The organism is Pelomonas parva, assembly GCF_043555835.1.
Classification (GTDB): domain Bacteria; phylum Pseudomonadota; class Gammaproteobacteria; order Burkholderiales; family Burkholderiaceae_C; genus Pelomonas; species Pelomonas parva.
The window spans coordinates 229,234-253,206 of record NZ_JBIGHV010000006.1 but is presented as its reverse complement, the minus strand read 5'-3'; the positions used below and the strand labels follow the sequence as shown (position 1 = coordinate 253,206).

At 71.0% G+C, this 23,973-nt stretch carries 26 protein-coding genes; 12 read left to right on the top strand and 14 right to left on the bottom strand.

Annotated elements, in window-relative coordinates; translation table 11 throughout:
• Nucleotide 1 precedes the first annotated feature (1 nt).
• On the top strand, nucleotides 2–1,390 hold the full coding sequence (locus ACG00Y_RS17755; RefSeq protein WP_394481089.1) for an efflux transporter outer membrane subunit: 1,389 nt from the start codon (nucleotides 2–4) through the stop codon (nucleotides 1,388–1,390).
• Here ACG00Y_RS17755 and ACG00Y_RS17750 read toward each other — a convergent pair whose 3' ends face one another.
• From ACG00Y_RS17750 to ACG00Y_RS17730, 5 genes are read right to left on the bottom strand one after another with little or no spacing between them, the layout of a single operon-like run.
• Nucleotides 1,391–1,927: a lipocalin family protein gene (locus tag ACG00Y_RS17750; protein WP_394481087.1), complete on the bottom strand. Its 537-nt coding sequence runs from the start codon at nucleotides 1,925–1,927 to the stop codon at nucleotides 1,391–1,393.
• Nucleotides 1,928–1,940: 13 nt separating this feature from the next.
• Nucleotides 1,941–2,564 carry a PqiC family protein gene (locus tag ACG00Y_RS17745; RefSeq protein ID WP_394481085.1) on the bottom strand — a complete coding sequence of 208 codons (624 nt, stop codon included), beginning with the start codon at nucleotides 2,562–2,564 and terminating at the stop codon, nucleotides 1,941–1,943.
• Nucleotides 2,561–3,610, bottom strand: coding sequence for an MlaD family protein (locus ACG00Y_RS17740; protein ID WP_394481083.1), 1,050 nt, complete (start codon nucleotides 3,608–3,610; stop codon nucleotides 2,561–2,563). The genes ACG00Y_RS17745 and ACG00Y_RS17740 overlap by 4 nt, the downstream gene beginning before the upstream one ends.
• Nucleotides 3,607–4,377 (bottom strand): ABC transporter ATP-binding protein, encoded by a 771-nt coding sequence (locus ACG00Y_RS17735; protein ID WP_394481081.1) that lies wholly within the window; start codon nucleotides 4,375–4,377, stop codon nucleotides 3,607–3,609. The genes ACG00Y_RS17740 and ACG00Y_RS17735 overlap by 4 nt, the downstream gene beginning before the upstream one ends.
• Nucleotides 4,377–5,504, bottom strand: coding sequence for an MlaE family ABC transporter permease (locus tag ACG00Y_RS17730; protein WP_394481079.1), 1,128 nt, complete (start codon nucleotides 5,502–5,504; stop codon nucleotides 4,377–4,379). Before ACG00Y_RS17730 ends, ACG00Y_RS17735 begins: the two co-directional genes overlap by 1 nt.
• A gap of 181 nt (nucleotides 5,505–5,685) precedes the next feature.
• Here ACG00Y_RS17730 and ACG00Y_RS17725 point away from each other — a divergent pair, with 181 nt between their 5' ends.
• Nucleotides 5,686–5,958, top strand: coding sequence for a hypothetical protein (locus ACG00Y_RS17725; protein WP_394481077.1), 273 nt, complete (start codon nucleotides 5,686–5,688; stop codon nucleotides 5,956–5,958).
• A gap of 22 nt (nucleotides 5,959–5,980) precedes the next feature.
• Here ACG00Y_RS17725 and ACG00Y_RS17720 read toward each other — a convergent pair whose 3' ends face one another.
• Nucleotides 5,981–7,576 carry a hypothetical protein gene (locus ACG00Y_RS17720; protein WP_394481075.1) on the bottom strand — a complete coding sequence of 532 codons (1,596 nt, stop codon included), beginning with the start codon at nucleotides 7,574–7,576 and terminating at the stop codon, nucleotides 5,981–5,983.
• 432 nt (nucleotides 7,577–8,008) lie between these two features.
• Here ACG00Y_RS17720 and ACG00Y_RS17715 point away from each other — a divergent pair, with 432 nt between their 5' ends.
• Nucleotides 8,009–9,055 (top strand): sensor histidine kinase, encoded by a 1,047-nt coding sequence (locus tag ACG00Y_RS17715; protein ID WP_394481073.1) that lies wholly within the window; start codon nucleotides 8,009–8,011, stop codon nucleotides 9,053–9,055.
• Nucleotides 9,043–9,741, top strand: a complete 699-nt coding sequence (locus tag ACG00Y_RS17710) for a LytR/AlgR family response regulator transcription factor (RefSeq protein ID WP_394481071.1) — start codon at nucleotides 9,043–9,045, stop codon at nucleotides 9,739–9,741. Before ACG00Y_RS17715 ends, ACG00Y_RS17710 begins: the two co-directional genes overlap by 13 nt.
• On the opposite strand, the gene ACG00Y_RS17705 is transcribed toward ACG00Y_RS17710, so the two are convergent.
• Entirely contained in the window at nucleotides 9,702–10,838 is a 1,137-nt protein-coding gene (locus ACG00Y_RS17705) for a Fic family protein (RefSeq protein ID WP_394481069.1), read from the bottom strand. The genes ACG00Y_RS17710 and ACG00Y_RS17705 overlap by 40 nt on opposite strands.
• 165 nt (nucleotides 10,839–11,003) lie before the next feature.
• Between ACG00Y_RS17705 and ACG00Y_RS17700 the strand changes: the two genes are divergently transcribed.
• On the top strand, nucleotides 11,004–12,260 hold the full coding sequence (locus tag ACG00Y_RS17700; RefSeq protein ID WP_394481067.1) for an acyltransferase family protein: 1,257 nt from the start codon (nucleotides 11,004–11,006) through the stop codon (nucleotides 12,258–12,260).
• On the opposite strand, the gene ACG00Y_RS17695 is transcribed toward ACG00Y_RS17700, so the two are convergent.
• Nucleotides 12,179–12,979: a class II glutamine amidotransferase gene (locus ACG00Y_RS17695; RefSeq protein ID WP_394481065.1), complete on the bottom strand. Its 801-nt coding sequence runs from the start codon at nucleotides 12,977–12,979 to the stop codon at nucleotides 12,179–12,181. The genes ACG00Y_RS17700 and ACG00Y_RS17695 overlap by 82 nt on opposite strands.
• A 281-nt stretch (nucleotides 12,980–13,260) precedes the next feature.
• Here ACG00Y_RS17695 and ACG00Y_RS17690 point away from each other — a divergent pair, with 281 nt between their 5' ends.
• Complete coding sequence (locus tag ACG00Y_RS17690; RefSeq protein WP_394481063.1) at nucleotides 13,261–13,935, top strand: helix-turn-helix transcriptional regulator; 675 nt, start codon at nucleotides 13,261–13,263, stop codon at nucleotides 13,933–13,935.
• Between the two features lie 103 nt (nucleotides 13,936–14,038).
• Nucleotides 14,039–14,671, top strand: a complete 633-nt coding sequence (locus ACG00Y_RS17685; protein ID WP_394481061.1) for a Crp/Fnr family transcriptional regulator — start codon at nucleotides 14,039–14,041, stop codon at nucleotides 14,669–14,671.
• 9 nt (nucleotides 14,672–14,680) lie between these two features.
• Here the strand turns inward: ACG00Y_RS17685 and ACG00Y_RS17680 are convergent, their stop codons facing one another.
• Nucleotides 14,681–15,640 (bottom strand): M48 family metallopeptidase, encoded by a 960-nt coding sequence (locus tag ACG00Y_RS17680; protein ID WP_394481059.1) that lies wholly within the window; start codon nucleotides 15,638–15,640, stop codon nucleotides 14,681–14,683.
• A 58-nt stretch (nucleotides 15,641–15,698) separates the two neighbouring features.
• Between ACG00Y_RS17680 and ACG00Y_RS17675 the strand changes: the two genes are divergently transcribed.
• Together ACG00Y_RS17675 and ACG00Y_RS17670 are read left to right on the top strand one after the other, a co-directional pair.
• A complete protein-coding gene (locus ACG00Y_RS17675; protein ID WP_394481058.1) occupies nucleotides 15,699–16,175 on the top strand; it encodes a flavin reductase family protein in 477 nt (158 codons plus the stop codon).
• 56 nt (nucleotides 16,176–16,231) lie between these two features.
• Entirely contained in the window at nucleotides 16,232–16,675 is a 444-nt protein-coding gene (locus ACG00Y_RS17670) for an SRPBCC family protein (RefSeq protein WP_394481056.1), read from the top strand.
• 7 nt (nucleotides 16,676–16,682) lie between these two features.
• On the opposite strand, the gene ACG00Y_RS17665 is transcribed toward ACG00Y_RS17670, so the two are convergent.
• Genes ACG00Y_RS17665 through ACG00Y_RS17655 form a run of 3 tightly spaced genes read right to left on the bottom strand, consistent with a single transcriptional unit; the run spans nucleotide 16,683 to nucleotide 19,410 of the window.
• A complete protein-coding gene (locus ACG00Y_RS17665; RefSeq protein WP_394481054.1) occupies nucleotides 16,683–18,134 on the bottom strand; it encodes a hypothetical protein in 1,452 nt (483 codons plus the stop codon).
• A complete protein-coding gene (locus ACG00Y_RS17660) occupies nucleotides 18,134–19,021 on the bottom strand; it encodes an ABC transporter ATP-binding protein (protein WP_394481052.1) in 888 nt (295 codons plus the stop codon). Before ACG00Y_RS17660 ends, ACG00Y_RS17665 begins: the two co-directional genes overlap by 1 nt.
• Nucleotides 19,018–19,410, bottom strand: coding sequence for a GntR family transcriptional regulator (locus ACG00Y_RS17655; protein WP_394481051.1), 393 nt, complete (start codon nucleotides 19,408–19,410; stop codon nucleotides 19,018–19,020). Before ACG00Y_RS17655 ends, ACG00Y_RS17660 begins: the two co-directional genes overlap by 4 nt.
• 190 nt (nucleotides 19,411–19,600) lie before the next feature.
• Here ACG00Y_RS17655 and ACG00Y_RS17650 point away from each other — a divergent pair, with 190 nt between their 5' ends.
• Nucleotides 19,601–20,215 carry an OmpA family protein gene (locus ACG00Y_RS17650; protein ID WP_394481049.1) on the top strand — a complete coding sequence of 205 codons (615 nt, stop codon included), beginning with the start codon at nucleotides 19,601–19,603 and terminating at the stop codon, nucleotides 20,213–20,215.
• 19 nt (nucleotides 20,216–20,234) lie between these two features.
• On the opposite strand, the gene ACG00Y_RS17645 is transcribed toward ACG00Y_RS17650, so the two are convergent.
• Nucleotides 20,235–21,440 carry a hypothetical protein gene (locus ACG00Y_RS17645; RefSeq protein ID WP_394481047.1) on the bottom strand — a complete coding sequence of 402 codons (1,206 nt, stop codon included), beginning with the start codon at nucleotides 21,438–21,440 and terminating at the stop codon, nucleotides 20,235–20,237.
• A 438-nt stretch (nucleotides 21,441–21,878) separates the two neighbouring features.
• Here ACG00Y_RS17645 and ACG00Y_RS17640 point away from each other — a divergent pair, with 438 nt between their 5' ends.
• Complete coding sequence (locus ACG00Y_RS17640) at nucleotides 21,879–22,292, top strand: copper chaperone PCu(A)C (RefSeq protein ID WP_394481045.1); 414 nt, start codon at nucleotides 21,879–21,881, stop codon at nucleotides 22,290–22,292.
• 25 nt (nucleotides 22,293–22,317) lie between these two features.
• Here the strand turns inward: ACG00Y_RS17640 and ACG00Y_RS17635 are convergent, their stop codons facing one another.
• On the bottom strand, nucleotides 22,318–23,196 hold the full coding sequence (locus tag ACG00Y_RS17635; RefSeq protein WP_394481044.1) for an alpha/beta hydrolase: 879 nt from the start codon (nucleotides 23,194–23,196) through the stop codon (nucleotides 22,318–22,320).
• Nucleotides 23,197–23,353: 157 nt separating this feature from the next.
• On the opposite strand from ACG00Y_RS17635, the gene ACG00Y_RS17630 reads away from it, so the two are divergent.
• The gene (locus ACG00Y_RS17630; protein ID WP_394481042.1) at nucleotides 23,354–23,962 is read left to right on the top strand and encodes a GNAT family N-acetyltransferase; all 609 of its coding nucleotides are present in this window, start codon (nucleotides 23,354–23,356) and stop codon (nucleotides 23,960–23,962) included.
• Nucleotides 23,963–23,973 lie beyond the last annotated feature (11 nt).

Genomic DNA, 23,973 nt, shown 5'->3' with positions numbered 1-23,973 from the left:
AATGAAAGCTCGCCTCACCCTCCTTGCCGCAGCCGCCGTGCTCGCCGGCTGCGCTGCGCCCGGCCTTTCCCAAGGGCCGCAAAACCTGGCCCCTGAAAAGTTCGCGCAGCTGCCGCCGGCCAACACCGGTGCCGCGACGATGACCGCCGCCTTCGTCGACAGCGCGCAGCTGCAGCGCGTCGTCGACGACGTGCTGGCCAACAACCGCGACCTGCGTTCCGCCGCCGCGCGGCTGCGCCAGGCCGAGGCGCTGGCCGACGCCGCCGGTGCTCGCCGCCTGCCGTCCGTTGGCGCCAACGCCAGCGCCAGCCGCCAGCGCGCGGCCAACGACCAGGGCCAGTACAACACCTTCAACAACTACGGCGTCAACGCGACGGCTGGTTGGGAAATCGACCTGTGGGGCCGCGCCTTGGCCGCCGCTCAGGCAGCCGGTTATGACGCGCAGAGCGCCGCGCTGGACCGCGACGCCGCCCAACTCAGCCTGGCCGGCACCGCGCTCAACCTGCAGGCCCAGCTGATCGGCCTGGGCCATCGCCTGAAGCTCGCCAAGGAAACGCTGGTTGTGCAGAACCAGCTGCTGGACCTCGTGAAGGCCCGCGTCGGCGCCGGTCGCAACACCGCGCTGGACCAGGCCCGCGCCGAGGCGCTGGTGGCGCAGACCTCGGCCAGCGTGCCGGCGCTGCGCAATGCCGCCTGCCTGACCCGCCTGCAGCTGGACGTGCTGCGCGGCCAGCCGCCGGCCGACTGCGACAAGGCCGACAGCGACGCGCTGCCCGCGATGCCTGAGCCGCGTCTCGTCAGCCTGGGCGCGCTGCCCGATCCGGCCGGCCTGCTGGCCGCCCGACCCGACGTGAAGGCAGCCGCCGTGCGCGCCGAGGCTGCCGCGTCACGCGCCAACGTCGCCTGGGCTTCGCGCTGGCCCAGCATTGGCCTGTCCGGCTCTATCGGCTGGAGCAGCGGTGCGGCCTCCGACTTGTTCAAGAGCGCCACGCGCGTCAACAGCCTGGCCGCCGCGCTGAACTGGAACTTCCTCGACTTCGGCGCCCGCAAGGCCGAAGAGAGCGCCGCCCGCGCAGGCTTCGACGCCGCCGTGGCCGGCGCCGAGCAGGCCCAGCTCGTCGCGCTTCAGGACGCGCAAGGCAGCCTGTCCACGCTGCGCGAGACCGAGCTGCAGGCCGTGTCGCAAGCCGCCGCCGCCGACGCCACGCTGCGGGCCCGCGACCTGGCCTTCAAGCGCTACGACGCCGGCGTGGCGGACTTCTATTCGCTGCTGACCGCCGAGCAGGAACGGCTGGCCGCGCAGGACGCGCTCATCCAGGTGCAGACCGGCCGCGCCACCGCTCTGCTGGCGGTGCACAAGGCGTTTGCGGCGAGGTTGACGGCGAACTGATCAGTCCAGCGGCTGGGTCTGCGGCGTGCGCTTGAAGGAGGTCTTTTCAAAGCCCAGCGCCGCCGCGCGGTCCAGCAGCGCCTCCAGCGCGCTGTCGTCCAGCTGCGGTGTGCGCGCCAGCACCCAGGCGTACTTGCGGTTCGGCGCGCCCACCAGCACCTGGCGGTAGTCGGGGTCCAGCGCCAGCACCCAGTAGTCGCCGTAGAAGGGCCAGAAGAAGGTCACGCGCAACTTGGCGTTGCCGCTGCCGTCGACGACCTTGGCATGCCCCTTGATGTCGTCCACCCGGCCGTCGGCCATGCGGCAGCGGTTGAACACCTCGACGCGCTCGCCGTCCAGCCGGTAGCGCGCCTGGGTGTCGGCCACGCATTGCTTCTGAAAGCGGTTGGGCAGAAGCGCGATCTCATACCAGGCGCCGGCATAGCGGGCCAGGTCCACGCTCGCCACGGTCGGCAGCGGCGGGCTTTCTGCAACGGCAGGCGGGGCGGCGCCGAGGGCGGCAGCGGCGAGGAGCAGCAGGCGGGTCAGGTGTTGCATAGCGCGCAGTGTGTCAGGACGCCGCCACGATGCGCGCCGCCAGCGCGGTGATGCTGCGGCGGTAGGCGTCGGCCAGTGCATCGGCCTGGGCGGCGCACGGCAGGGTCAGCTCGGACGTGCCCGCAGCCGGCAGCGCCGTGCCGGCCGGCGCATGCAGTGGCGCCCAGCGCCAGCGGGCGCGCAGCTTGAGCGCAAGGCTCGCGCCGTCCGGGCGTGCCAGCCATTCGTCCACCTGCACGACCAGCCGCAGTGACTCGACCCCATCGGCCGGCGCCGCGCCCAGCGTGACGGGGTAGGGCTGGCGCAGTCGCCACAAGTCCTCGGCCAGCACGCGCGGCAGCGCCTCGCGCAGCGGCTCTGCCCAGCGCGCCTCGGGCCAGGGGCGCAGTCCGGCGCTGCCTTCGGCGACCAGGAGCTCCTCGCGGTCCAGCAGCTCGGGCAGGGCGATGCTGGAGCTCAAAACCCATGCGCGGCCGTCCTTGCCGGGCTTGGCGTCGGGTGGCAGCGGTGGCGTGCCGGTCAGCGCGTACAGGCGGCGCGGCGGCGTGTCGTGCGTGGCGCATCCGGTCAGGGCGGTGGCGGCCAACAGCAGCATCAGGTCGCGGCGCTGCAGGGGCAGGGTGTTGTTTGACTTCATCGTTGGGGCTCCCCGGCAGGCGTGACGGGTGTGACATCGGGCTTGCGGCCACGCAGCAGCGCCTCGGGCTGCGCTTCCAGCGATGTGGCCAGCTGGCGCAGCGCGCGCGCCGCCTGCGACAGGTCGCGCATCGTGCGCTCGGTCTGTTGCAGCAGCGGGCCGTCGCCGTCGGCGGCCTGGCGCAGCTGGCTGCTGGCGCGCTGCAGTTCGGCAAGTGTCTTCTGCAGGTCGGGCACCAGCGGACCGTTGGGGTCCAGCAGCGTGCTGGCCTTGTCGGCGCCGGTGCCAAGCTTGTCGGCGGCGCTGGAGACCTTCTCGCCCGCGCGGTCCACGCTGGCCATGGCGCGCTCGGCGCCGCGCGTCAGCGGCGTGGCGCGCTGCTCCAGCTGGGCGGCCAGCTTGCGCGCATGGCCGGCGGTGGCGGCAAAGTCCGCGAAGCCCTGCTTCAGCTCGGGCGCCGAGAGCAGCGTGCGGGTGGAGTTGGCGATTTGGCTCAGGTCGTCCAGGATCTTGCGCAGGTCCACGCTTTCGAGCTGGTCCTTCAGCGCCTGGAAGGCCGTCGAGCTGGTCGGGATCTCGGTCTCGTCGCCTTCGTAGCCGCCGTGCAGCTTGCCTGGCGGCTTGGTGCGGAAGTCCAGGTCCACGTAGAGCTGGCCGGTCAGCAGGCTTTGCGTGCCGAGCTGGGCGGTCAGGCCGCGCTTGATCAGCAGCGGCAGCGCGTGGCCGATGTCGTCGTGCGTGAAGCGCCCCTCCAGGCCGCGCACCGCGTCGTCATCGAGGCGCGCGATGACGGGGATGGCGAAGCTGTCGGTCTTGCTGTCGTAGCGCACGCTGATGTCGGTCACGTCGCCCACGCGCACGCCGCGGAAGACGACCGGCGCGCCTTTCTGCAGCCCGAACACCGAGCCCGAGAAGAACATGACGACACGCTGCGGCTGCTTGAACCAGTGCTGCCCGGGCAGGGCGACCAGGGCCAGCACCAGCACCGCCAGGCCGCCAATGACAAAGGCGCCGATGGCCAGGGGGTTCGCTCGTCTACGGCTCATGCCGCCTCCAGTTCAGTGTTGGCCGCACCACGCGTCAGGAACTCCCGCACGCCCGCCGGCCCGTGGTCGCGCAGCTCGGCGGGTGGGCCGAGGGCGGTCGCGGTGCGCGTCTCCACGTCGAGGAAGAGCACGCGGTCGGCCACCGCGAACAAGCTGTCCAGCTCGTGCGTCACGAGCACGATGCCGGTGCCCAGATCGCACTTCAGCCGCTTGATCAGATCGTCCAGCCGCGCGGAGGTGAGCGGGTCCAGCCCGGCCGAGGGCTCGTCCAGGCACAGCAGCGGCGGGTCCAGCATCAGCGCGCGGGCGATGGCGGCGCGCTTCCTCATGCCGCCCGACAGCGACGAGGGCTCGGCGTCGAAGGTGGCCGCGTCGGGCAGGCCGGCCAGCGCCAGCTTGAAGCGCGCCTGGCGCTCGCGCTGCGTCTCGTCCAGCTCGGTGTACAGCTCCAGCGGCAAGGTGAGGTTCTCGCCCACGGTCATGCTGCTCCACAGCGCGCCGGCCTGGAAGGCGACGCCGATCTCGCGGCGCGGCGGGTCGTCGCCATGCACGTCGCGCTCCTCGCCGCCGGCGGTCCAGATGACTCGGCCTTTCTGCGGCGTCTGCAGGCCGATCATGTGGCGCAGCAGCGTGCTCTTGCCGCAGCCACTGGCGCCGCAGATGGCCAGCACCTCGCCGGCGCGCACCTCGAAGTTCAAGCCATGCTGCAGCTCGCGGCCGCCGGCATGCAGGCTGAGGTCTTCGACACGCATCAGCACCTCGGCCATCAGACGCCCAACCTTTGGAAAATGACCGTCAGCAGCGAGGCAGCAATCACCATCCAGACGATGGCCTGCACGACGGCCGCTGTCGTGGCCTCGCCCACCGCCTGCGCGCTGCGGCCGGCGTTCAGACCCTGGCGACAACCAGCCAGCGCCACGAGCACCGCATAGACGCTGCCCTTGAGCAGGCCGACGAACAAGTCCCAGCCGGCCAGCGCCTCGCGCGTGGTCGTCAGATAGGCCATGGCCGGCACGTCGTACAGGAACACCGCCACGGCGCCGCCCACGCCCAGCCCGGCCACGCCGGCGCACAGCGTCAGCAGCGGGCCGGTGACGAGCAGGGCCAGCATGCGCGGCAGCACCAGGTGCTCCACCGGGTCCACACCCAGCGTCGTCAGCGCGTCGATCTCCTCGCCCGCGCGCATGCTGCCGATCTGCGCCGCGAACGCCGCGCCCACGCGGCCCGCCAGCACGATGCCCACCACCAGCGCCGCGATCTCGCGCACCACGCCGACGGTCACCAGGTTGGCGATGAAGCTCTGCGCGCCAAAGCGCTGCAGCTGCTCCGCGCCCATGTAGGCCACGATCAGGCCCACCAACGTGGCCACCAGCAGCACGATGGGCAGGCTGCGCGGCCCCGTCTGCTCGATCTGCCATAACCAGTCGCTCAGGCGCATGGCGCTGCGCCCGCGCAGCAGCCGGCCCAGGGCGGCCAGCATCTCGCCGATGAACACCATGGTCTTGCGCCATTCGGGTTCGGGCGCTGCCTCCTCGGTGGCTGCGGCCTTCTTCGGTGCGTTGTCGGGCGGCGGCAGGCTCAGGCCCAGCAGCGGCTGCAGGCCGCGCGGCAGGCCGGCCAGGTCCAGCACCACGCCGCCGCGCGCCAGCGGTGCCAGCGCCAGCCACAGCGCCGCGGCGAAGGCGGGCTGCCAGTGCGACAGCGCCGAGCTGTCGAAGCCCACCTGCGTGCCTTCTTCCAGCAGCAGGCCGGGTGGCGGTTTGGGCAGCTCGGCGTCGCCGCCCCAGTCACCGGACAGCACCAGGCGCCATTGATCACCTTCGCCCTCCCAGTGCGCGTCGCCCAGGCCGGCATGGCCGGTCGGCAACGGTGGAGCGGAGAGGGCATGGGCCATGACGCCACATGCTCCGTTGCCACGGCGCGTTTGCAGCCCGGACGCCAACGCCGCGCGTTGTAGGACGCCGCGCCGCCACATGCGCTGTCGGCCTGCACCGACAGGCCAACGGCGGCCCCGACGACCGCGCCCGCGCCGTGCGGCGCTCAGAGTTCAAGTCTGATCCATGCGAGAGCACGCCATGACCGCGAACACCTCACCCCGTCCTGCCGAAACCACGCAACGCGGCACCGTCGAGCCGAAGGGCCCTTCGCTGCCGCATGAGCGCGATCAGCAGATCGATGCCACCCACCCCGACCCGGACCCCGGCATCGAGCGCGCCGCCCAGGACCTGCAGCAAGGCCAGGTCGACACCGACCTGCGCGCCACACCGGGACTGGACGCCGAACGGCGCGGCGACCTGGTGGACGGCGGCGAGCGCGGCGCGGGCGATCAGCCAGCCGCCAGGCGCTGACGGCTGACGGCGCCCGAACGGATCAGTTCGGCAGGTCGATCAGTTTGAAGTCGCTGACTGCACGCAAGCCATCGCTGGAAATACGTGCCGGCATGGCGGTGTCGAACGGCAAGAAGACGCTGTTGCCGTAGAGCCCGTCTTTCCAACGCGCCTGCAAGGTGCCGGAAGAAGTGAACAGCCACAGGTCATCGCCTGCGGCGGCGTAGATCGGATTGGTGCTGACCAGTACACGGCCATCGCCGCCGAGCAGGACATGGGTGCGTGGGTGGCTGCTGGTCGCGGCCATGGCATCGCGAACGGGGCTCGCCGCAGCGACCAACGTGTCGCCCACGGATTGCAGGACATTCAGGCCATTGAATACGCCGCCTCCCGGCATTGGCTGGAGGATGCCGAAACCGTCCCGCGTCGCCGTGCGCGAAAAAAGCGTGCCTTTCGAATTGAGGGCCGGTCGAACCTGCAGCAGCTCCCGTGTGGCGCCGATCTCGCGAGATGCGTAGAGGTAGCGACCATCCTGGCTAGGAACCACGGCCAGTTGGTTGAAGCCCGCGCCATCGAGGGTCAACGCGCCTTCCTTGGCGCCCGTCTGAGGGTTGAGCAACGGGGATATGCCGATGGAAATGCCGCTGGACGCCCCACGCTGGGCCAGCAACAGGCCTCGGCCGTTCAGGCGAAAGTACGTCAGTGCGCCGCCACTGTCGATCAGGTCCGCCGTGCTGAACGAGCGGTCGATCTGACTGCGCACCAGGTCGATGACGTGGACCTTCTGACTGGACCCTTCGAGGGCGTACAGCTCGCGGCCGTCGTCACTGACCGCAAGGCTGCGTATGTGGCCCGGATCGCCGGACCCCGAGGGTGCCACGGTCCACGTCGCAAGCACCGCGCCGCTGTAGAAGTGGCGCGCCGTCACGATGCCGCGTTGCGCCGTGTAGAACTGCGCGCGGACTGGGTCGTTGACCAGCAGCAGGCCCTCGTAGGGCGAGGTGGCCGGGCGACCCGGGGTGGTCGTGGCGCGCGCGCTGCGCGTGACGTACAAGCCGACGGAGAGTGCTTGAGGCTGGGTGATGCGCGTGTTGTCCGAGCGCACGGTCACGGTGGCGACGTACTGCCCTTCCGCGAGCCCGGCGTCGTCCGCAGTCAGCGCCAGTGTGCCGCCTGCGGAGCCCGAGGCGGTCACGCGCAGCCAGGGCGCGTCGCTGCTGGCGCTCCATAGGCTGGCCGCGCCTGCGGAGTCGCGCACGGTGAGCGTTTGGCTCAGGCGCCGACCGTGCGGTGCAGCCGCGAGCGCCACGCCGTACTGCGACAGCTCGAGCGCGGGTGCTGCTGAGGCGGCCCGCAGCGTGTGCGTAACGTCCACCGTCTTTGGGCTGCCGCTCACCGGGCGCGTGCAGCCGGCGTCGTAGCACGCCTTGATGGAGATCCGGTCGTTGTAGGTGCCGGGCTGCAGCGTGTTCCATTTGGGCGGTGCCACCAGCAGCCGGCCCGTTGTGGTGCCGGTCATCTCGAACTGTGGCGGGCCCAGCGCAGCGTTCGTGTATTCGACGAACAGGTAGACCGGCTCCGTCGCCCCATTGATCGAGCCATTGATCACCTGGGCGCTTGCCGCCTCGCCTTCCTCCATGTCCCAGCTCAACGAAGTACGGTCCACGGTCAAGCCGGCGACGGGTGCCGGGGGCGCGGTGCCGCCGCTGCTTCCACCTCCGCCACCGCCGCAGCCCGACAGGGCCAGGCAGGCCAAGACCAGCCAGGCATGAGACAACGCGCGTGCCGCAGCGCGGCCCGGAGCTCTTGAAGTCATCTTTCCTCCCTGAATGCGCCGTGGCTAGATGATTCCCGGCGCTACATGTAGCCGGATTCTATGGAGGGCAGCCCCGGTCGGTGGTGTCGGAGTGGCCCGGCGGAAGTCGGCGTCACCGGCTCGGGTTGGGCGAGCGCAGCCCACAGCCGCCCCAGCGCGTGGCGTGGCACCGCGCGGCGCGTGATGGGGCCAACAGCGTCCCCGACGGGGCGAGTTGCTGCGCCGGCGTCCCAAGTGCGGCTACTCTGCAGGGCCATGTCCGTCCTGCCGCCCCGCTGGCGCCTGCCCTATCTCGCGCTGCTGACCGTCATCGGCCTGCTGCTCAGCGCCTCTGCGCTAGAGGCCTATCAGCTCTCGGGCGGCACGCGGCCGTGGGAGCCCTTCCTGTGGGAATTCAGCTCCGTCCTCGTCATCGGCGCGCTGGCGCTGGGTGTGCACGCCCTCGTCGGCCGCTTGCGTGGCCGGCCCTGGCCGCAGCAGCTGGCCGCGCACGCACTGGCGCTGCCGGTCTTCAGCGGCCTGCACATCACCGGCATGTTCGGGCTGCGCCTGCTCGTCTACGGCTGGGTCGGTGTCGACTATCGACCCGACGACGTGCCCACGCTGCTGATTTTCGAGGGCGGCAAGGACGCGGTCAGCTACATCAGCTTCTGCCTGATCTCGCGCGGCGTCTGGATGGCCCGCGCCGCAGAGAGCGCCCGCCGCGAGCTGGCCGAGGTGCGCCTCGCCCGCCTGGCCGACCAAGTGCAGCCGCACTTCCTGTTCAACACGCTCAACCTCATCAGCTCGGTCATGTACGAGGACGTGGCGCGCGCCGACCGGCTGCTCTGCCAGCTCGCAGACCTGCTGCGCCAGACCCTCGCGGCCCAGCAGCGCGTGGAGCATTCGGTGCGCGAGGAGTTGGCACTGGTGCAGCCCTTCCTGGCGTTGATGCAGGCGCGCTTCGGGCCGGAGCGGCTGGTCGTGCAGATCGAAGCCGACAATGCCGCGCTGGACTGCCGGCTGCCGGCGTTGCTACTGCTGGCGCCGGTGGAGAACGCGGTGAAGCACGACGTGGCGCGCCACCGTGGCCGCGTCATCGTCGTCGTGGCTGCCACGCGTGACGGCGAGCGGCTGCGGCTGCGTGTCAGCAACCACGGCGATACCCCCGTGCCCGAGGCACCGCCAGACCCCGACGGCGGCCTGGGCCTGCGCAATCTGCGCGAGCGGCTGGAGGCGCGCTACGGCGGCGCGGCGCGTGTGAACTTCGGGCCGGACGGCAGCGGCATGAGCCTGAACGTGGACTTGCCATGCGCGTCCTGATCGTCGACGACGAACCCGCCGCGCGCGCCAAGCTGCGCCGCCTGCTGGCCGCCGAGCCCGACGTGGCCGAGCTGCTGGAGGCACCCGATGCGCCTGCCGCACTGGCTCTCGTGCAGACGCTCGGCGCGCCGCCCGACCTCGCCCTGCTCGACATCGAGATGCCCGGTGGCAACGGCGTGCAGCTCGCCTCCGCGCTGCGCGCGGCCGGCGTGCGCTGCGTCATCTTCTCGACGGCGCACGCCGAGCATGCGCTGCAGGCCTTCGAGCTGGCTGCGCTGGACTATCTGCTCAAGCCCTACACGGCCGAGCGCCTTGCAGCGGCCATCGTCCGCGTGCGCGAGCAACTCGCACGGCCGGTGGCGCTGGTGGGCGAATGGTGGGTCGACGGCGAGCGCATCCAGCTCGCCGACGTGCACTGGATCTCGGCTGCGGACAACTACATCGAACTGCACCTGCCGCCGCGCAGCCTGCTGGACCGCGCCACGCTGGCCGAGGCACTGACCCGCCCCGGCTGGGCCGCCCGCTTTCTGCGTGTGCACCGCAGCCATGCCGTCAACCCGGTGCATGTGCAGCGCATCGAGCGCCTGGGCAGCGGCGAGGCGGTGCTGAGCTTGAGCTGCGGCGAGACGCTGCGCGTGTCGCGCGGCTACCGGGCGGCGCTGGACGGTTGGTTCGCCAGCTCGTAGCTCGTGCTGCGCCCGCCGGCGCCCGAGCGCTGCAGCAGACCGCGCGCCACCAGGTCGTTCAGGTCGCGCAGCGCGGTGTCGGCCGAGCACTTGGCGATGGCCGCCCACTTGCTGCTCGTCAGCTTGCCGTCGAAGCCATCGAGCAGCCGGTTCAGCACCTTCACCTGCCGCTCGTTCAGCGCCACGGCCGGCCCTTGCTGCCAGAAGCGTGCCTTGTGCAGCACCGTGTCCAGCGTCTGGTGCGCCTGGCCCAGCGCCGCCTGCAGCGTCTGCAGGAACCAGGCGAGCCAGGCGGTGGCATCGAGGTCGCCCTGTTTCTGCGTTTGTTCCAGCATGTCGTAGTAGGCCGAACGCTCGCGCTGGATCTGCGCCGACAGGCTGTAGAAGCGCTGCGGGCTGCCATCGGCGCGCGCCAGCAGCAGGTCGCCCACGGCACGCGCCAGGCGGCCGTTGCCGTCGTCGAAGGGATGCAGCGTGACGAACCACAGATGGCCCAGGCCCGCGCGCAGCAGGGCCGGTTCAGCGGGCGCGGGTGCATTCACCCAGGCCAGGAAGCGCGCGATGTCGCCCGGCAAGCGCGCAGCCGGTGGCGCCTGGAAATGCACGCGCTGGCGGCCTACTGGGCCGGAGACGACCTGCATCGGCCCCTGAGCATCGTCGCGCCAGCCGCCGGTGGTGATTGGTGTCAGGCCCGAGAGGCCGGTCGGGAACAGCGCCGCGTGCCAGCCGAACAAGCGCTCTTCGGTGAGGGGCGCCTCGGCGTTGCCCGTGGCGTCCAGCACCATGTCGACGACGCCTTCCACATGCCGGTCCACCGGCGCCAGCGCGCCGATGTCCACGCCCAGCCTGCGGGCCAGCGACGAGCGCACCGAGGCGGGCTGCAGCGCCTCACCTTCGATCGCGCTGGTCTTGATGACGTCGTCCGTCAGCGCCGCCAGGCTGGCCGCGTCGCGTGGCCCCAGGCCCACGTCCGCGAGCCGGCCTAGCAGCAGGCCTTGCGCCTGGCTCACGGCCGCCAGCGGCGTCGCGAGGGCGGCCAGGTCGTAGCGCCAGGCCGGCCAGTCGGGCGATTGCCAGATGTATTCACCGCTGAACATGCGGCGATTGTGCCTGGATTCGCCGCAAGCGGTTCATTTGCCGCGACTTATGCGGTAAATGACATGGTTTATCACCGCACAGGGGCTCCGCAGCTCGCCCCCACCCGCCCGCCACTCGCCCCGCCGCGCTCGCCCCCAAACGCGCCCGCCGCGAAGCTGGCGGCCATGAACACCCCGCCCACCCGCCTCCCCTTCCTCGACGGCCTGCGCGTCGCCGCCTTCGCGCTGCTGATTCCGTATCACGTCGGCATGTACTACGTGACCTGGGACTGGCATGTGAAGAGCCCCGCCGCCAGCGCCGCGCTGGAGCCCTTCATGCAGCTCAGCTCGCCGTGGCGGCTGAGCCTGCTGTTCCTGATCGCCGGTGCGGCGGCCCAAGGCCTGTTCGCGCGGCGCGGCGCCCTCGGCACGCTGAAGGATCGCTCGCTGCGCCTGCTGCTGCCGCTGGTCTTCGGTATGGCCGTCATCGTCACGCCACAGGCCTATTTCGAGGTGCTGACCAAGGTGCCGGCGCAGTTGCCGGGTGACGGCGGCTACATGGACTTCTGGCAGGCCTACCTGCAAAGCGGCAAGTACTGCCGTGGCGACGACTGCATGGTCGTGCCGACCTGGAACCACCTGTGGTTCCTGCCCTATCTGTGGGTCTACGCCGTGCTCGGCGCGGCGCTGGCCGCACTGCGCCTGAAGCCGCGCGCGCTGGGCCTGCCCGCCTGGGCCTGGCTGCTGCTGCCCGCCGTGCCGCTGGCGTTGCTGCGCGTCTTCGTGATGCCGCATTGGCCGACCACGCACGACCTCGTGCACGACCTCTACAACCACCTGCAATACGGCCTCGTCTTCGCCATCGGCTGGGCCAGTCGCACGCCAGTCGCTGAAGGCCTCTGGCCGGCAGCGCTGCGGCTGCGCTGGTGGGCGCTGGGCCTGTCGCTCGCGAGCTGGGCGGTGCTGCTGGCCTTCAGCAGCCACTACGCCAACGCCGAACCGCCCGACGCCGTCCTGGCCGCCGCCCGCACGCTGCGCGCCTCGTTGACTTGGTGGGCCATCGTCGCCGCCTGTGGCTGGGCTCAGCGCGCCTTCACCCGCGAGTCGCCCCGGCTGCGAGCGGCAGGTGCGGCGGTGTTCTGCCTCTACATCCTGCACCAGAGCGTCATCGTGCTGCTGAGCCAGGCCCTCAAGCCGCTGGCGCTGCCCTGGGGCCTGGAGGCGTTGTTGCTGATCGTGCTGACCTTCGGCGTCTGTGCGCTGGCCTACCTGGGCGCCCGCCGCGTGCCGGGGCTTGCGCTGCTGCTGGGCATCCAGCGCCGGACGGGTGCAATCGTGCCCGGCCTCGGTGCGCCGTCAGGTCAGGCGGCAGCCCGAGCGGCCACGCCGTCGCTGACGAACACGCAATCACCCTGCTCGAACACGCGCACCTCGCCGGGCTGAAACGCCTGCCAGGCCTCGTCGTGCGTCAGTGGCTCGGTGGCCACCAGCGTCATGCGGTCGCGCGGGCCGTTGAGCAGCGCGAGGTCGACGCTCAGGTCGCCGTCGCGCAGGCGCACATGGCCGAAGGGCGCCTGGCGGCGCAGCCAGTGCAGGCGCGTGGACGCATGCGCCAGCATCGCGCGGCCATCGGTCAGCAGCAGGTTGAAGCGGCCGTGCTCGGCGATCTCGTGCAGCCAGGGCGTCAGCGTCGCGGCCAGCTCGGGCCAGGCGGGCGCCTGCTGGCCGAAGCGCTGCTGCAGGCGCTGCATCAGCCAGCAGAAGGCGCGCTCGCTGTCGGTCTGGCCGCTGGTGCGGAAGCTGCCGTCCAGCGCGGGGTGGAAGTCCTGCAGGTCGCCGTTGTGCGCGAAGACCCAAGTGCGGCCGGCCCAGTCGCGCCGGAACGGGTGGCAGTTCTCGACGGCCCGCGCGCCCTGCGTGGCCTTGCGGATGTGGGCCAGGATGTTGCGGGCCGGCACCGGGTGCTGGCCGTAGTGCGAGGCCAGGTCGGACTCGGCGGCCGGCCGGTCCTCGACGACCACCTCGCAGCGCTCGCCTTCGTGGAAGGCCACGCCCCAGCCGTCGACATGGTCCGCCGTGCGCCCGCCGCGGGCGGCGAAGCCGCGCAGCGAGAAGTTGGCGGCGGCCGGCAGATGGCTGTTGAGGGCGAAAAGCTCACACATCGGAGGTCTCGGAGCGGCGTGTTGGAGAACTGAACGCAGCAAGTCTGCGGGCCGATGACAGAAACCACAACGAAGCTTCCGTCATGAGCTCATGCCGTCGTGCTTTGTGCACGCCCGGGGGCGTGAAAGCTGCGCAATCCCTAATATCCACTGTCGTTTTTGCAAGATGACAGCTTCCTGTAATTCGTTCACAAACACACCCAGCAACATTTACGCCCAGGTCGAAACGTGCTCTCCTACTCTGAAAGGGTGGTCACGACGACCGGCCGAGGAGTGCTGCGATGTGGATGAACGAGTTTGTTCTGCCGGAGCCCGGCCCCCGCAACCGCCAGGAGCGGCGTGCGGCGGCCTCTTTGTCCAACCAGTGGCTGGGACTGGTGCTGGAGGAGCTGGACCATGGCGTCGTGCTGCTCAACGGCGCCGGCCGCGTGTTGCACACCAACCTGGCGGCCCGCGCGGCGCTGGACGACAACCACCCGCTGGAGATGGTGGGGCCCCATCTGCGGGCGCGCCTGCTGACTGATGCCGTGCCGCTGGCCGAGGCGCTCGAGGGCGCCGAGGCGAGCGGCCGGCGCTGCCTGCTGCGCCTGGGCGACGACCGCGCCGAATGCGGCCGCACCAACGTGGTCGTCGTGCCGCTGAACCGCGACGTCAGCCAGGCCGCCGTGCTGTTGATCCTGGAGCGCCGCCAGCTCTGCGGCGACCTGGCCGCGCAGTGGTTCGCGCTGCGCTACCAGCTCACGCCGGCCGAGACCGAGGTGCTCAAGGCCTTGTCCGCCGGCGTCAAACCTACCGACGTGGCGCAGCGCCAGGGCGTGGCCATCTCCACGGTGCGCAGCCAGATCCAGAGCATTCGCGCCAAGAGCGGCGCCGACAGCATCGGCGAGCTGATGCGCCAGCTCGCACTGCTGCCGCCGCTGGTGTCGTCGCTGCGGCCGCCCAAGCTGGTCAACTGAGCGCGGCTCATTTCAAGCGGCCTGCGGGCCGGCCCAGGTAGGCCTGGGTCGACGGGCTAACATTCCAGCGCGCCGTTGGGCCTCATGCCCGCAGCGTTGATGAATGCCCGACGCCGCCGACGATGACGAATTCCTGGCCCTGCCACCCTCGCTGAGGCTGCTGGCCGCGCGCGGCATTGCGCGCAGCTACCGCAAGGGCGTGGTGCTGATCGAGGAGGGCTCGGTCGGCGACAACCTCTACCTCATCGTCGCCGGCTCGCTGCGCGCCTTCAGCAGCGACGTGCGCGGCCGCGAGATCACCTACGGCGTCTACGGCCCCGGCGAATACGTCGGGGAGATGAGCCTGGACGGCGGGCCGCGCTCGGCCAGCGTCATCACCGAGCAAGGCAGCCGCCTCGTCATGGTCACGCGCGCCAGCCTGCTGACCCACATCAGCGAGCACCCCGAGTTCGCCTTCGAGCTGCTGACCAAGGTCATCCGCCGCGCGCGCGCGGCGACGCTGTCGACCAAGCAGCTGGCGTTGAACGACGTCTACGGCCGGCTGCGCAACCTCGTCGACGAGCTGACCGGCGACGGCCGCCACCTGGCGCTGACCCACCAGGGCATGGCCCAGCGCCTGGGCTGCTCGCGCGAGATGGTGTCCAAGCTGGTCAAGGACCTGGAGCTGGGTGGCTACCTGCGGCGTGTCGCCGCTGGCGAATACCAGCGTCTCAAGACGCTACCCGCTCGCTGGTGAGGCGGGTGCTCAGCCCGGCGCCGACTTGAGCGGCGGCGCGACCGGGAAGCGCTGTGGCGGCCGGGGCGCGCGGTCATAGAGCCCGGCCACCTTGGGCAGGTTGGCCTGGATGTCGCGGATGCGCGTGCCGCTGGCCGGGTGGGTGGACAGCCACTGCGGCGGCGCGCCCTTGTTGGCCGCCATCATCTTTTCCCACAGCCGCACGGCGGCGCTCGGGTCGTAGCCGGCGCGCGCAGACAGCTCGATGCCCACGAGGTCGGCCTCGGTCTCGTCCTCGCGGCTGAACCTCAGGCTCAGCAACTGCGCGCCCATGCCGGCGGCGTAGCGGCCCAGGTTGCCCAGGCCCAGCAGGGCGGAGCCCAGCTCGATGACGACGTTGGTCGCGGTGGACTTGCCGACCCGCTCGCGCGCATGCTCACGCAGCGCATGCGCCACCTCGTGGCCCATGATGGCGGCGACCTCGTCGTCGTCCAGCTTGAGCTTTTCGAGGATGCCGTAATAGAAGGCGATCTTGCCGCCGGGGATGCAGAAGGCGTTCAGCTGCGCATCGCCCAGCAGGTTGACCTCCCACTTCCACTGCCGTGCGCGGTCGTTCCATTCATAGCTGAACGGGATGATGCGCTGGGCGATGTAGCGCAGCCGCTTCAGCTGCGGATGCTGCATCGGCGCGAGGCCGCGCTGCTGCGCGGCCTGGGACATCATCTGCGCGTACTGCTGACCACCGGCCTTCTCCAGCTCCTCGGCCGACACGAAGCCGGTGAACTTGCTCTTGGGGCCAACGTCCACGCCCTCGCGAGCCCAGGCGGGCATGAAGGCTGAGGCACCCAGCAGGCCCGTGAAGAGCCGCCGGCCGCGCTGGCTGGGCGGTGCGCAGCGGCCGGAGGCGCAGTCGGCGCACTGGCCGAACATGCGGGGCAGGGGATGGGTGAACTGCAGGTCGTCGCGGACCTGGAAGTCGTCGGCATGCATGGCTGGCATTGTGCGATGACGCCGCCAGGGTCTTCGTAGGACTGGCGACAATCACACGATGGACAGCCAGCAATTCCGCGCCGCCCTCGGGCTCTTCGCCACCGGCGTGACCATCGTCACCGTGCGTTCGCCGGACGGCGGCCTCGTCGGCCTGACGGCCAATTCCTTCAACTCGGTGTCGCTGGACCCGCCGCTGGTGCTGTGGAGCCTGGCGCGGCGCGCCGGCTCGCTGCCGACGTTCACGCACGGCTCGCACTACGCCATCAACATCCTCGCGGCCGACCAGAAGGAGCTGGCGCAGCGCTTCGCCACGCGCGACATCGACCGCTTCGCCGGCGTCGCCTGGCGCGAGGGCGCGGGCGGCGCGCCAGTGCTGGACGGAGCGGTGGCCGTGTTCGAGTGCGCCAACCGCAGCCGCTATGAAGAGGGCGACCACGTCATCTTCGTCGGCGAGGTGGAGCGCTGCACGTCGCGCCAGGGCGCGCAGCCGCTGATCTTCCACGGCGGGCGCTACTTCACTGAATTGCCGATTTAGGTCGATCCGGCGGTGCGCCGATCGTCGTGTCTGTGTCTCCCAATCTCAGGACTGCCATGACCAACACCGTCACCCTGCACCGCGTGCTGCGCTGCCCGCCCGAGCGCGTCTACCGCGCCTTCACGACGCCGGCCGCGATGGCCAAGTGGCTGCCGCCGCATGGCTTCACGGCCACCGTCCATGCGATGGACCCGGTGGTGGGCGGCGAGTGGCGCATGTCCTTCACCAACCTCACCACCGGCCACAGCCATTCCTTCGGTGGCCGCTACCTGGCGCTGGAGCCGGGCCGGCTGCTGCGCTACACCGCCACCTTCGACGACCCCAACCTGCCCGGCGAGATGCAGACCACGGTGACGCTGGAGCCCGTGTTCTGCGGCACAGAGATGCGCGTCGAGCAGACGGGCATCCCGGACGTGATCCCGGTGCAGGCCTGCTATATGGGCTGGCAGGAGTCGCTGACGTTGCTGGCCCTGTTGGCCGAGCCGGAGATCAATCAGTAGGGTCAGGTCATGCCAGGCGCCCGGCCGGCAGGGCAGCGGGTGCAGCCACCAGCCGGCGCCAGCGCCAGGCCAGCAGGGGTGCCGACACCGCGAGCATGGCCAGGCCGAGCAGCCACAGCGGCGCGCCCAGCTCGCGCGCCAGCAGGAAGAGGATGCCCGCCAGCGTCAGGAAGATGAAGCTCGGCGCCACCATGGTCATGGCGGTCGGGGCGCGCATCAGCGCGGGCGGCCGGGTCAGCGTCAGCGCGGCAATGGGCAGCGCGGCCAGCGGCAGGCACAGCAGCAACTGGTTGCCGGTGCCCATGCCCAGCGCCACCAGCAGCAGCGTCGTCAGCAGCCAGCCGACGATGAAGTCACGCCATTGCAGCCGCGCCAGCGCCACATTGAGGGCGCGGCCCTGGGGCATGCCGGGCAGCAATTGCAGCAAGGCCTGCTCGCGGCGGCTCTGCCACAGCATGTTGGGCGTCGTGAAGCCCGGGTTGAGGCCCGCGCTGGCCAAGCCGATGCCCATGCCGAAGCCGCCGTGCTGCAGCACGAGGGCCAGGCTGACGCCGGTGGTGGACAGCACCAGCGCGAAGATCGCGAACACGAAGGCCATGATGACGCCCATCGTCAGCGCATAGCGAAGCCAGTGCTGCTGGCCGTGCAGCACGATCTCGGCGCGCGCCATGACGCTGCGCAGGCTGGCGTTGTCGGCGCGGTCCAGCACATGTCGCAGCCAGGCCGACAGGATGCGCACGAAGGGGCGGCTCAGCCGCTCGAACGGCGCCCAGGCGCTGATGGCCGGCGGCTTGCCTTCCAGCTGCATCTGCATGGCGCGGCGCATCAGCGCCTGCGTGGCGTAGCGGGCCTGGTGCCTGGCGTCGCCATTGGCGATGGCGCGCATCGCCAGCCAGGCCTGGAACAACAGGCACAGCAGCAGGACTTCGTAGGTATGGCTCTCCCACAGCGCCGCGAGCGCCCGCCGGGCCGGCGCCAGCGAAGTGCCGAAGGCAAGGCTCAGCGGCGACAGCAGGATGGCCAGGAACCACAGCCACACCAGCCGCGTCGTCCACAGCAGGAAGGCCGAGAGGAAGCCGCTGCACAGCAGCAGGATGGGCCACAGGCCGGCGGTGGGCATCATGGCCCAGGCCACCAGCGTGAACAGCAGCGTGCACAGCGCCCAGCCCAGCAGCGCGGCGCGCCTGAGCGTGCGCACATGGCCGGGCACGCAGCGGGCGGCAGTCGGGTGGTTCTGCTCCAGCAGGTTGGTGCCGATCGCCATCCACGTGCCCAGCACGACGACGAGCAGCTCCACCAGCGGCACCCGCCACGCGGCCTCGCGAGGCAGCCAGATCAGGCCGGCGATACCGCTCAGCACCAGCAGCGCGGCAATCGTGCGGCGCCCCCAGGGTGACGACAGGTCGCGCTGCCGCCACACGGCCAGCAGCACTTGCGAATAGCGGGCGGTGGCGGTCATCAGGTCAGCTCCGCGAACAAGTCATCGAGGTTGACGCGGTCGGCCGCCACTCCGGCCGGCACCGCCGTCGCCGCCGGCAGTCGGGCCAGCACGCGCTCGCGGCCGGCCTCCAGCGGCGTGCGCTTGAGCGGCTGGGCATTCAGGCGGGCCATCAGCGTGGCCATCTCGGTGACGGTGCCGGTGAAGGCGCGCACCTGCTCCAGCAGCTCGTCCAGCGGCGCCTGCAGCGCGATGCGGCCGTCGCTCATGAAGGCCAGGTTGAAGGCCACGCGCTCCAGGTCGGACAGGATGTGCGTGGAGAACACGACGGTGGCGCCGCGGTCCAGCACCTCGCCCACCAGCTCGCGCAGGAAGTCGCGGCGGCCGGCTGGGTCCAGGCTGGCGACGGGCTCGTCCAGCACCAGCAGGTCGGGCTCGTGGGCCAGCGCGCGGATGATGGACAGGCGCTGCTTCTGCCCGCCCGAGAGCTTGCGGATGGGTTTGTCGCGGGCAATGTCCCAGCGCGACAGCAGGCCCTCCACCTTGGCCTCGTTCCAGCGCGGGTAGAAGCTGCGGAAGTAGGCCAGCAGCTGGGCCGGCGTGAAGCCCTCGAACAGGTCGCTGTGCTGCGGCACATAGCCGATGCGGGCGCGGGTGGCGTCGTCCAGCTGCAGCGCGTCCTGGCCGAACAACCTCACCGTGCCGGCCTGCGGCTCTCGCAGGCCCAGCAGCGCTTCCAGCAGCGTCGTCTTGCCGGCGCCGTTGCGGCCCAGCAGGCCGACCACCTGGCCGGGCAGCAGCTGCCAGTCCAGGCCCTTCAGCACGAGGTCGCCCTTGGGGTAGGCCAGGTTCAGGCCGCGCAGCTCGGCGCTGGGGGACTCGGTGTGGGGGAAGTGAGGGCTCGTCATGGGGCTTCTTCCAGAATCGATTTGAAGAGTTGCAGGGCCTGGGTCTTGGGGAGTTCGAGCTGGCGCGCCTCGGCGGCGGCCTTCTCCAGCGTCGGCCGCAGCAGCTCGACGCGGTCGGCGGTGGACTGCGCCCGCCGATGCTGGGCCGCCACGACCATGGACAGGCCGCGCCGGCGTTCCAGCACGCCTTCCGTCTCCAGCAGCGAATAGGCCTTGGAGATGGTCATCGGGTGCACGGCCAGCGCCTGGGCCAGCTCGCGCACCGACGGGATCTCGTCGCCCGCCTTCAGCTGCCCCGCCGCGACGCGCCGCTTCACCTGCTCGATGAGCTGGCGGTAGATGGGCTCGGGCGAGCCGGTGTTGATGTGAACGAAGTGGGTGGGGTCCATGGGTACTGCCAACGTGTACTAGTACGATAGTACACATAGACAGTTGCCGTCAAGCCTCCGTGCGGCGGCGCAGAACGGTAAGGCTTTGTTGAGCCCGGTTAACGGCGCAAGGATTGCTCACAGCTCGCTACGTTTGCCTGTGGAGGACTGTCTAGAGTCGCGCCACTTTCTTCCTCCAGGAGTCCAATTGATGTCGAGGCTTTCCCCCCTGATCGTTGCCAGCAGCGTCCTGTTGCTGAGCGCTTGCGCCACCAAGGAATTCGTCAAGGAGACCGTCGCGCCGGTGCAGACCAGTGTGGACGGCCTCGGCGCCCGCGTGCAGGCGCATGACGAGGGCCTCAAGGCCCTGGATGGCCGTGTGCAGAGCAGCGAGGCGCGGATGATGGCCGCGCTGCAGCAGGAGGCTGCGGCGCGCACCCAGGCCTTCAACAACCTGCCCAAGCCGCCCGGCCTGCTGATGAGCACCGTGCTGACCGATGACAAGATCAAGTTCAGTTCGGGCCGCGCCCAGCTCACCGGGCAGGCCGGGCAGGAGCTCGATCAGCTCGTCGCCAAGCTCAAGGCCGACAACCAGCCGGTGTTCGTCGAGATCCAGGGCCACACCGACGCCACCGGCAGCGACACGGGCAACGAGCAACTGGGCCTCAAGCGGGCCGAGGCCGTGCGCCAGTACCTGGCCCGTGCCGGCCTGCCGCTGGCGCGCATGGCGACGATCAGCTACGGCGAATCCGCGCCGCTGGCCGACAACGGCACCCGCGAAGGCCGCAGTACGAACCGGCGCGTCCAGCTGATCGTGATGCGCTGAGCGGGAGGGGCCGGGCCAGTCAGCTCGAACGCCCGGCGGGCAAGGCCCGGGGTGCCGCGCCAAGGGCCTGCCAGCGCCAGGCCAGCAGTGCGGCGCTGGCTGCCAGGGTTGGCGCCGACATCAGCAGCAGCGGCGGGCCGCTCCCGAGCAGCGCCAGCACCGCGAGGCCGGAGGCCAGCAGCAGCGTGCCAAGCAGGGGCAGCATCGCCCTGGAGGCGCCTGCCGGCCTCATCCGCGCAGGCGTGCGCACCAGGTGCAGGATGCCCACGGGCAGCACGGCGAGCGGCAGGGCTGCGGCGAGCGGCTGCTTCATCGCGTAGCAAAGGGCGCACAGGACAGGCGCCGCCAGGCCCCAAGCGACGAGGAAGTGGCGCAGCTGGCGCCAGACGACGGCGCGGGTCTGCGCGGCGCCTTGCGGCATGCCGGGCAGCAACGTCAGCAAGGCCTGCTCCTGGCGGCCATGCCACAGCACGGAGCGTAGCGAAAAACCGCCGAAGCCACTGAAGATGCTGCTGACGAGCAGCGCCATACCTCCCACGATCATGGCGCTTGCGGCGGCTGGCCAGACGACGATCAACGCGACGCTGAGCAGCATCCAGATGACGACAAGGCCGGCGCCCAGCAGTTGCCGCAACCAGTGCTGGCGGCCGTGCAGGACGAACTCGGCGCGCGCCATGACGCTGGCCGGATGCGGGTTGGCAGTGGCTAGCAGGTGGCGCAGCCAGGCGGCGGTGGCCGCGTCGAACCGCAACAGCGCGGCCAGCCGCTCGCCGACGCGGCCCGCCGCTGCAAGCCGGTCGATGTTGCCGTTGTCTGCGTCCGTTGCGGCCTTGTGCTGGCGGCGCTCGCGCTCGTGGCGGGCCTGGTGGCGTGCATCGCCACAGCCAAACACCCGCGCCAGCAACAGGCCTTCGACCAACAGCAGCAAGGCCAGCCACCCCCACGGCTGCGCATGCCAGGCGCCCAGCAGCGCCGACCACACGGGCTCGCCGTGCGCCATGAGCAGCAACGCACCCACCCACAGCAGCGACACCATCCCCGCAAGCCGGAGTCCGTCGTGCTGCGCCCAGACCACGAAAAGTCCGACGGTTGCGCTCACCAGCAGCAGGGTGGGCAGCGGCTGCTGGAAGCCCTCCACCGCCCACAGCAGCAGGCCGGCCAGGGTCGACAGCGCCAGCCAGCCCAGCAGCGCAGCGGTGCGCAGCCGGCGGAGGTGGCCGGGCACGAGCCGTGCGGCAATCGGGTGGTTCTGTTCCAGCAGCCGCCGCTCAGCGCCCCCCACGCGCAAAGCGGCAGCATCAGCAGTCCGATGGCGACACCGGCGGGCGTGACGAGATCTGACCCGGCCACCAGCAACGACAGCAAGCTCAACAAGCCAACGAGCATGAGCAGCTCAAACGCCCGCCGGCACCAGCGGGGGAGTTGCTCGTCGTCGCCTCGCCAGGCCGCTGCCGTCACCTGTCGCAAGCTGTGGCCCAAGTCGGCGCGGCGACGCGATGGCGGCGGTTCGCGCGGCGGCTGATTGAGGGGCACGGGCGGCAGATGCGGAGGCAGCGGGTCACCTGACTTTACGGAACGATGGATGGACTCTCCACGTCACTGCTGAAAGCGGCGCTCGGCCTGCGCACAATGCAGGTCTCCTCGTTGTTGTTGAAGCCTCGCCATGCGCCGTCTGCTGCTTGCCTCCGCCCTGCTTGTTTCCTTTGCCGCCCAGGCCCAAGTGAAAGTGGATGACCCCTGGGTGCGCGCCACCGTTGCGCCGCAGAAGGCCACCGGCGCCTTCATGCAGTTGACTTCGCCCAAGGCAGTCAAGGTGGTGGCGGCCAGTTCGCCGGTGGCGGCGATGGTCGAGATCCATGAGATGAAGATGGACGACGGCGTCATGAAGATGCGCGCCGTCGACGCGCTGCCGCTGCCGGCCGGCCAGGCTGTGGCGCTGAAGCCGGGCGGCTATCACGTCATGCTGATGGGGCTGAAGGGCCAGATCAAGGCCGGCGATGCGGTGCCGCTGACGCTGACCGTCGAGGGCGAGGACGGCAAGCGCACGGCGGTCGAGGTCAAGGCGCAGGCGCGCTGAGAAATCAGGACAGCGGCGGGGCTGGCTACTCAGCGCCGCACAGGTGCTGACCGAAGAACGCCAGCACGCGGTCGGTGTACTGCGTCGGCAGGGCGCGGTAGGTGCCGATGTGGCTGGGCGTGTCGGTGGTCCACAGGCCGGCGCCGCAGGCGGCGGCGATGGCGCGGCTGTCGGCCACCGGGATGAAGCGGTCGCCTTCGCTGTGGATGACGAGCACCGGCCGCCCGCGCAGCGCCGGGGCCGCGCGCAGCGGGCTGAGGCGGCTCAAGTCGATGCCGGTCAACAGGCGCGAGACGAGCAAGGCCCCCGGCAGGAAGCAGTGCGGCAGCCGGCAGAGCTTGCCGTACTGGCGTTCGATCATGGCCGGGAAGTCGGCGAAGGAGCTGTCGGCCACCAGGGCCGTCACGGCAGGCTCCTCGGCAGCCGCCAGCAGCGCCGAGGCCGCACCCATGGACGCGCCCAGCACGCCGATGCGGCCGTGCCCCTGCGCGCGCAGCCAGTCCACGGCGCCGAGCACGTCGTGCCGCTCGGTCTGGCCGTAGGTCAGGCGCGCGGCGCTGCTGCCGCCGTGGCCGCGCAGGTCGATGCGCAGCACGGCGATGCCGGCGGCGTCGAGGGCGTCGGCCAGCGCGGCGGCGTCGGTCTTGAGTTCGTCGCCGCGGCAGGCGTCCTTGCCGTGCACGAACACCACCGCCGGGCAGCCATCGGCCGGCCGGGTGTACCAGGCGGTGATCTGCGCGCGCCCGTCGCGTGACGCGAACTGCACCGTGCGTGCATCGGCACGCGGCGGCGCGGGCAGCGGCTTGCGCTGCGCGGTCGTGAAGCGGTGGGCGATGGCGCCGCACACCCCCAGGTAGCCGAGGGCGAGCAGTCCGATCGTGAGCAGTGCAACGGTAGCCGGCATGGCAGCCTCCAGGCGGTGGGTGTGGAGGCAGTGTCAGCAGGCGTGCCCGGGGCGGCGCAGCCGTGTTCACTATTGAACACCGATGCCGCCAGCGGGCGGGGCGCGCTGACAGTGGCGACGCGGCGGACGTTTCCCGCCGCGTCGCTGGAGAGCCGCCATGTCCGCCTTCGCAGTCCGCCCCCAACGCGCTTCCAGGCCGATGCTGCGCCCGGCCCACGCCGAGGACGCCGCCGCCGTCAGCGTCTTCCTGCAAGGCCTCAGCGCCACCAGCCGCCGGCTGCGCTTCCATGGCTGCTGCAACCCGCAGTCGCCCGCGCTGGCGCTGCGCCTGTGCGAGGTCGACGGCGTGCGCCACCAGGCCTGGCTGGCGTGGGCGGGCCAGGGCGACACGGCCGTGGTGGTCGGCGAGGCGCGGCTGGTGCACGTGACCGACACCGACGCGGCGGAGCTGGCCATCATGGTGGCCGACGACTGGCAGGGCACGGGCCTGGCCGATGCGCTGATGAGCCAGGTGATGGCCGCCGCAGCGGCGGCCGGCGTGCGCACGCTCTACGGCGACGTGCTGGATAGCAACGCCCGCATGCAGGCCTTCATGCACCGCCATGGCTTCGAGGCCGACCTGTTCGCCAGCGGCGAGGTGTTGCGCATGGCGCGCTCGCCGGCCGCACGCCAGGCGCGGGCGGGCCATGGGCTGTTCGAAGCCTTCGCCGCGCTGTTTGCACCCCGGCCCCTGCATGCCCGCGTTGCGCCGCAACGACCCAGCTGATGGCCGTGGCC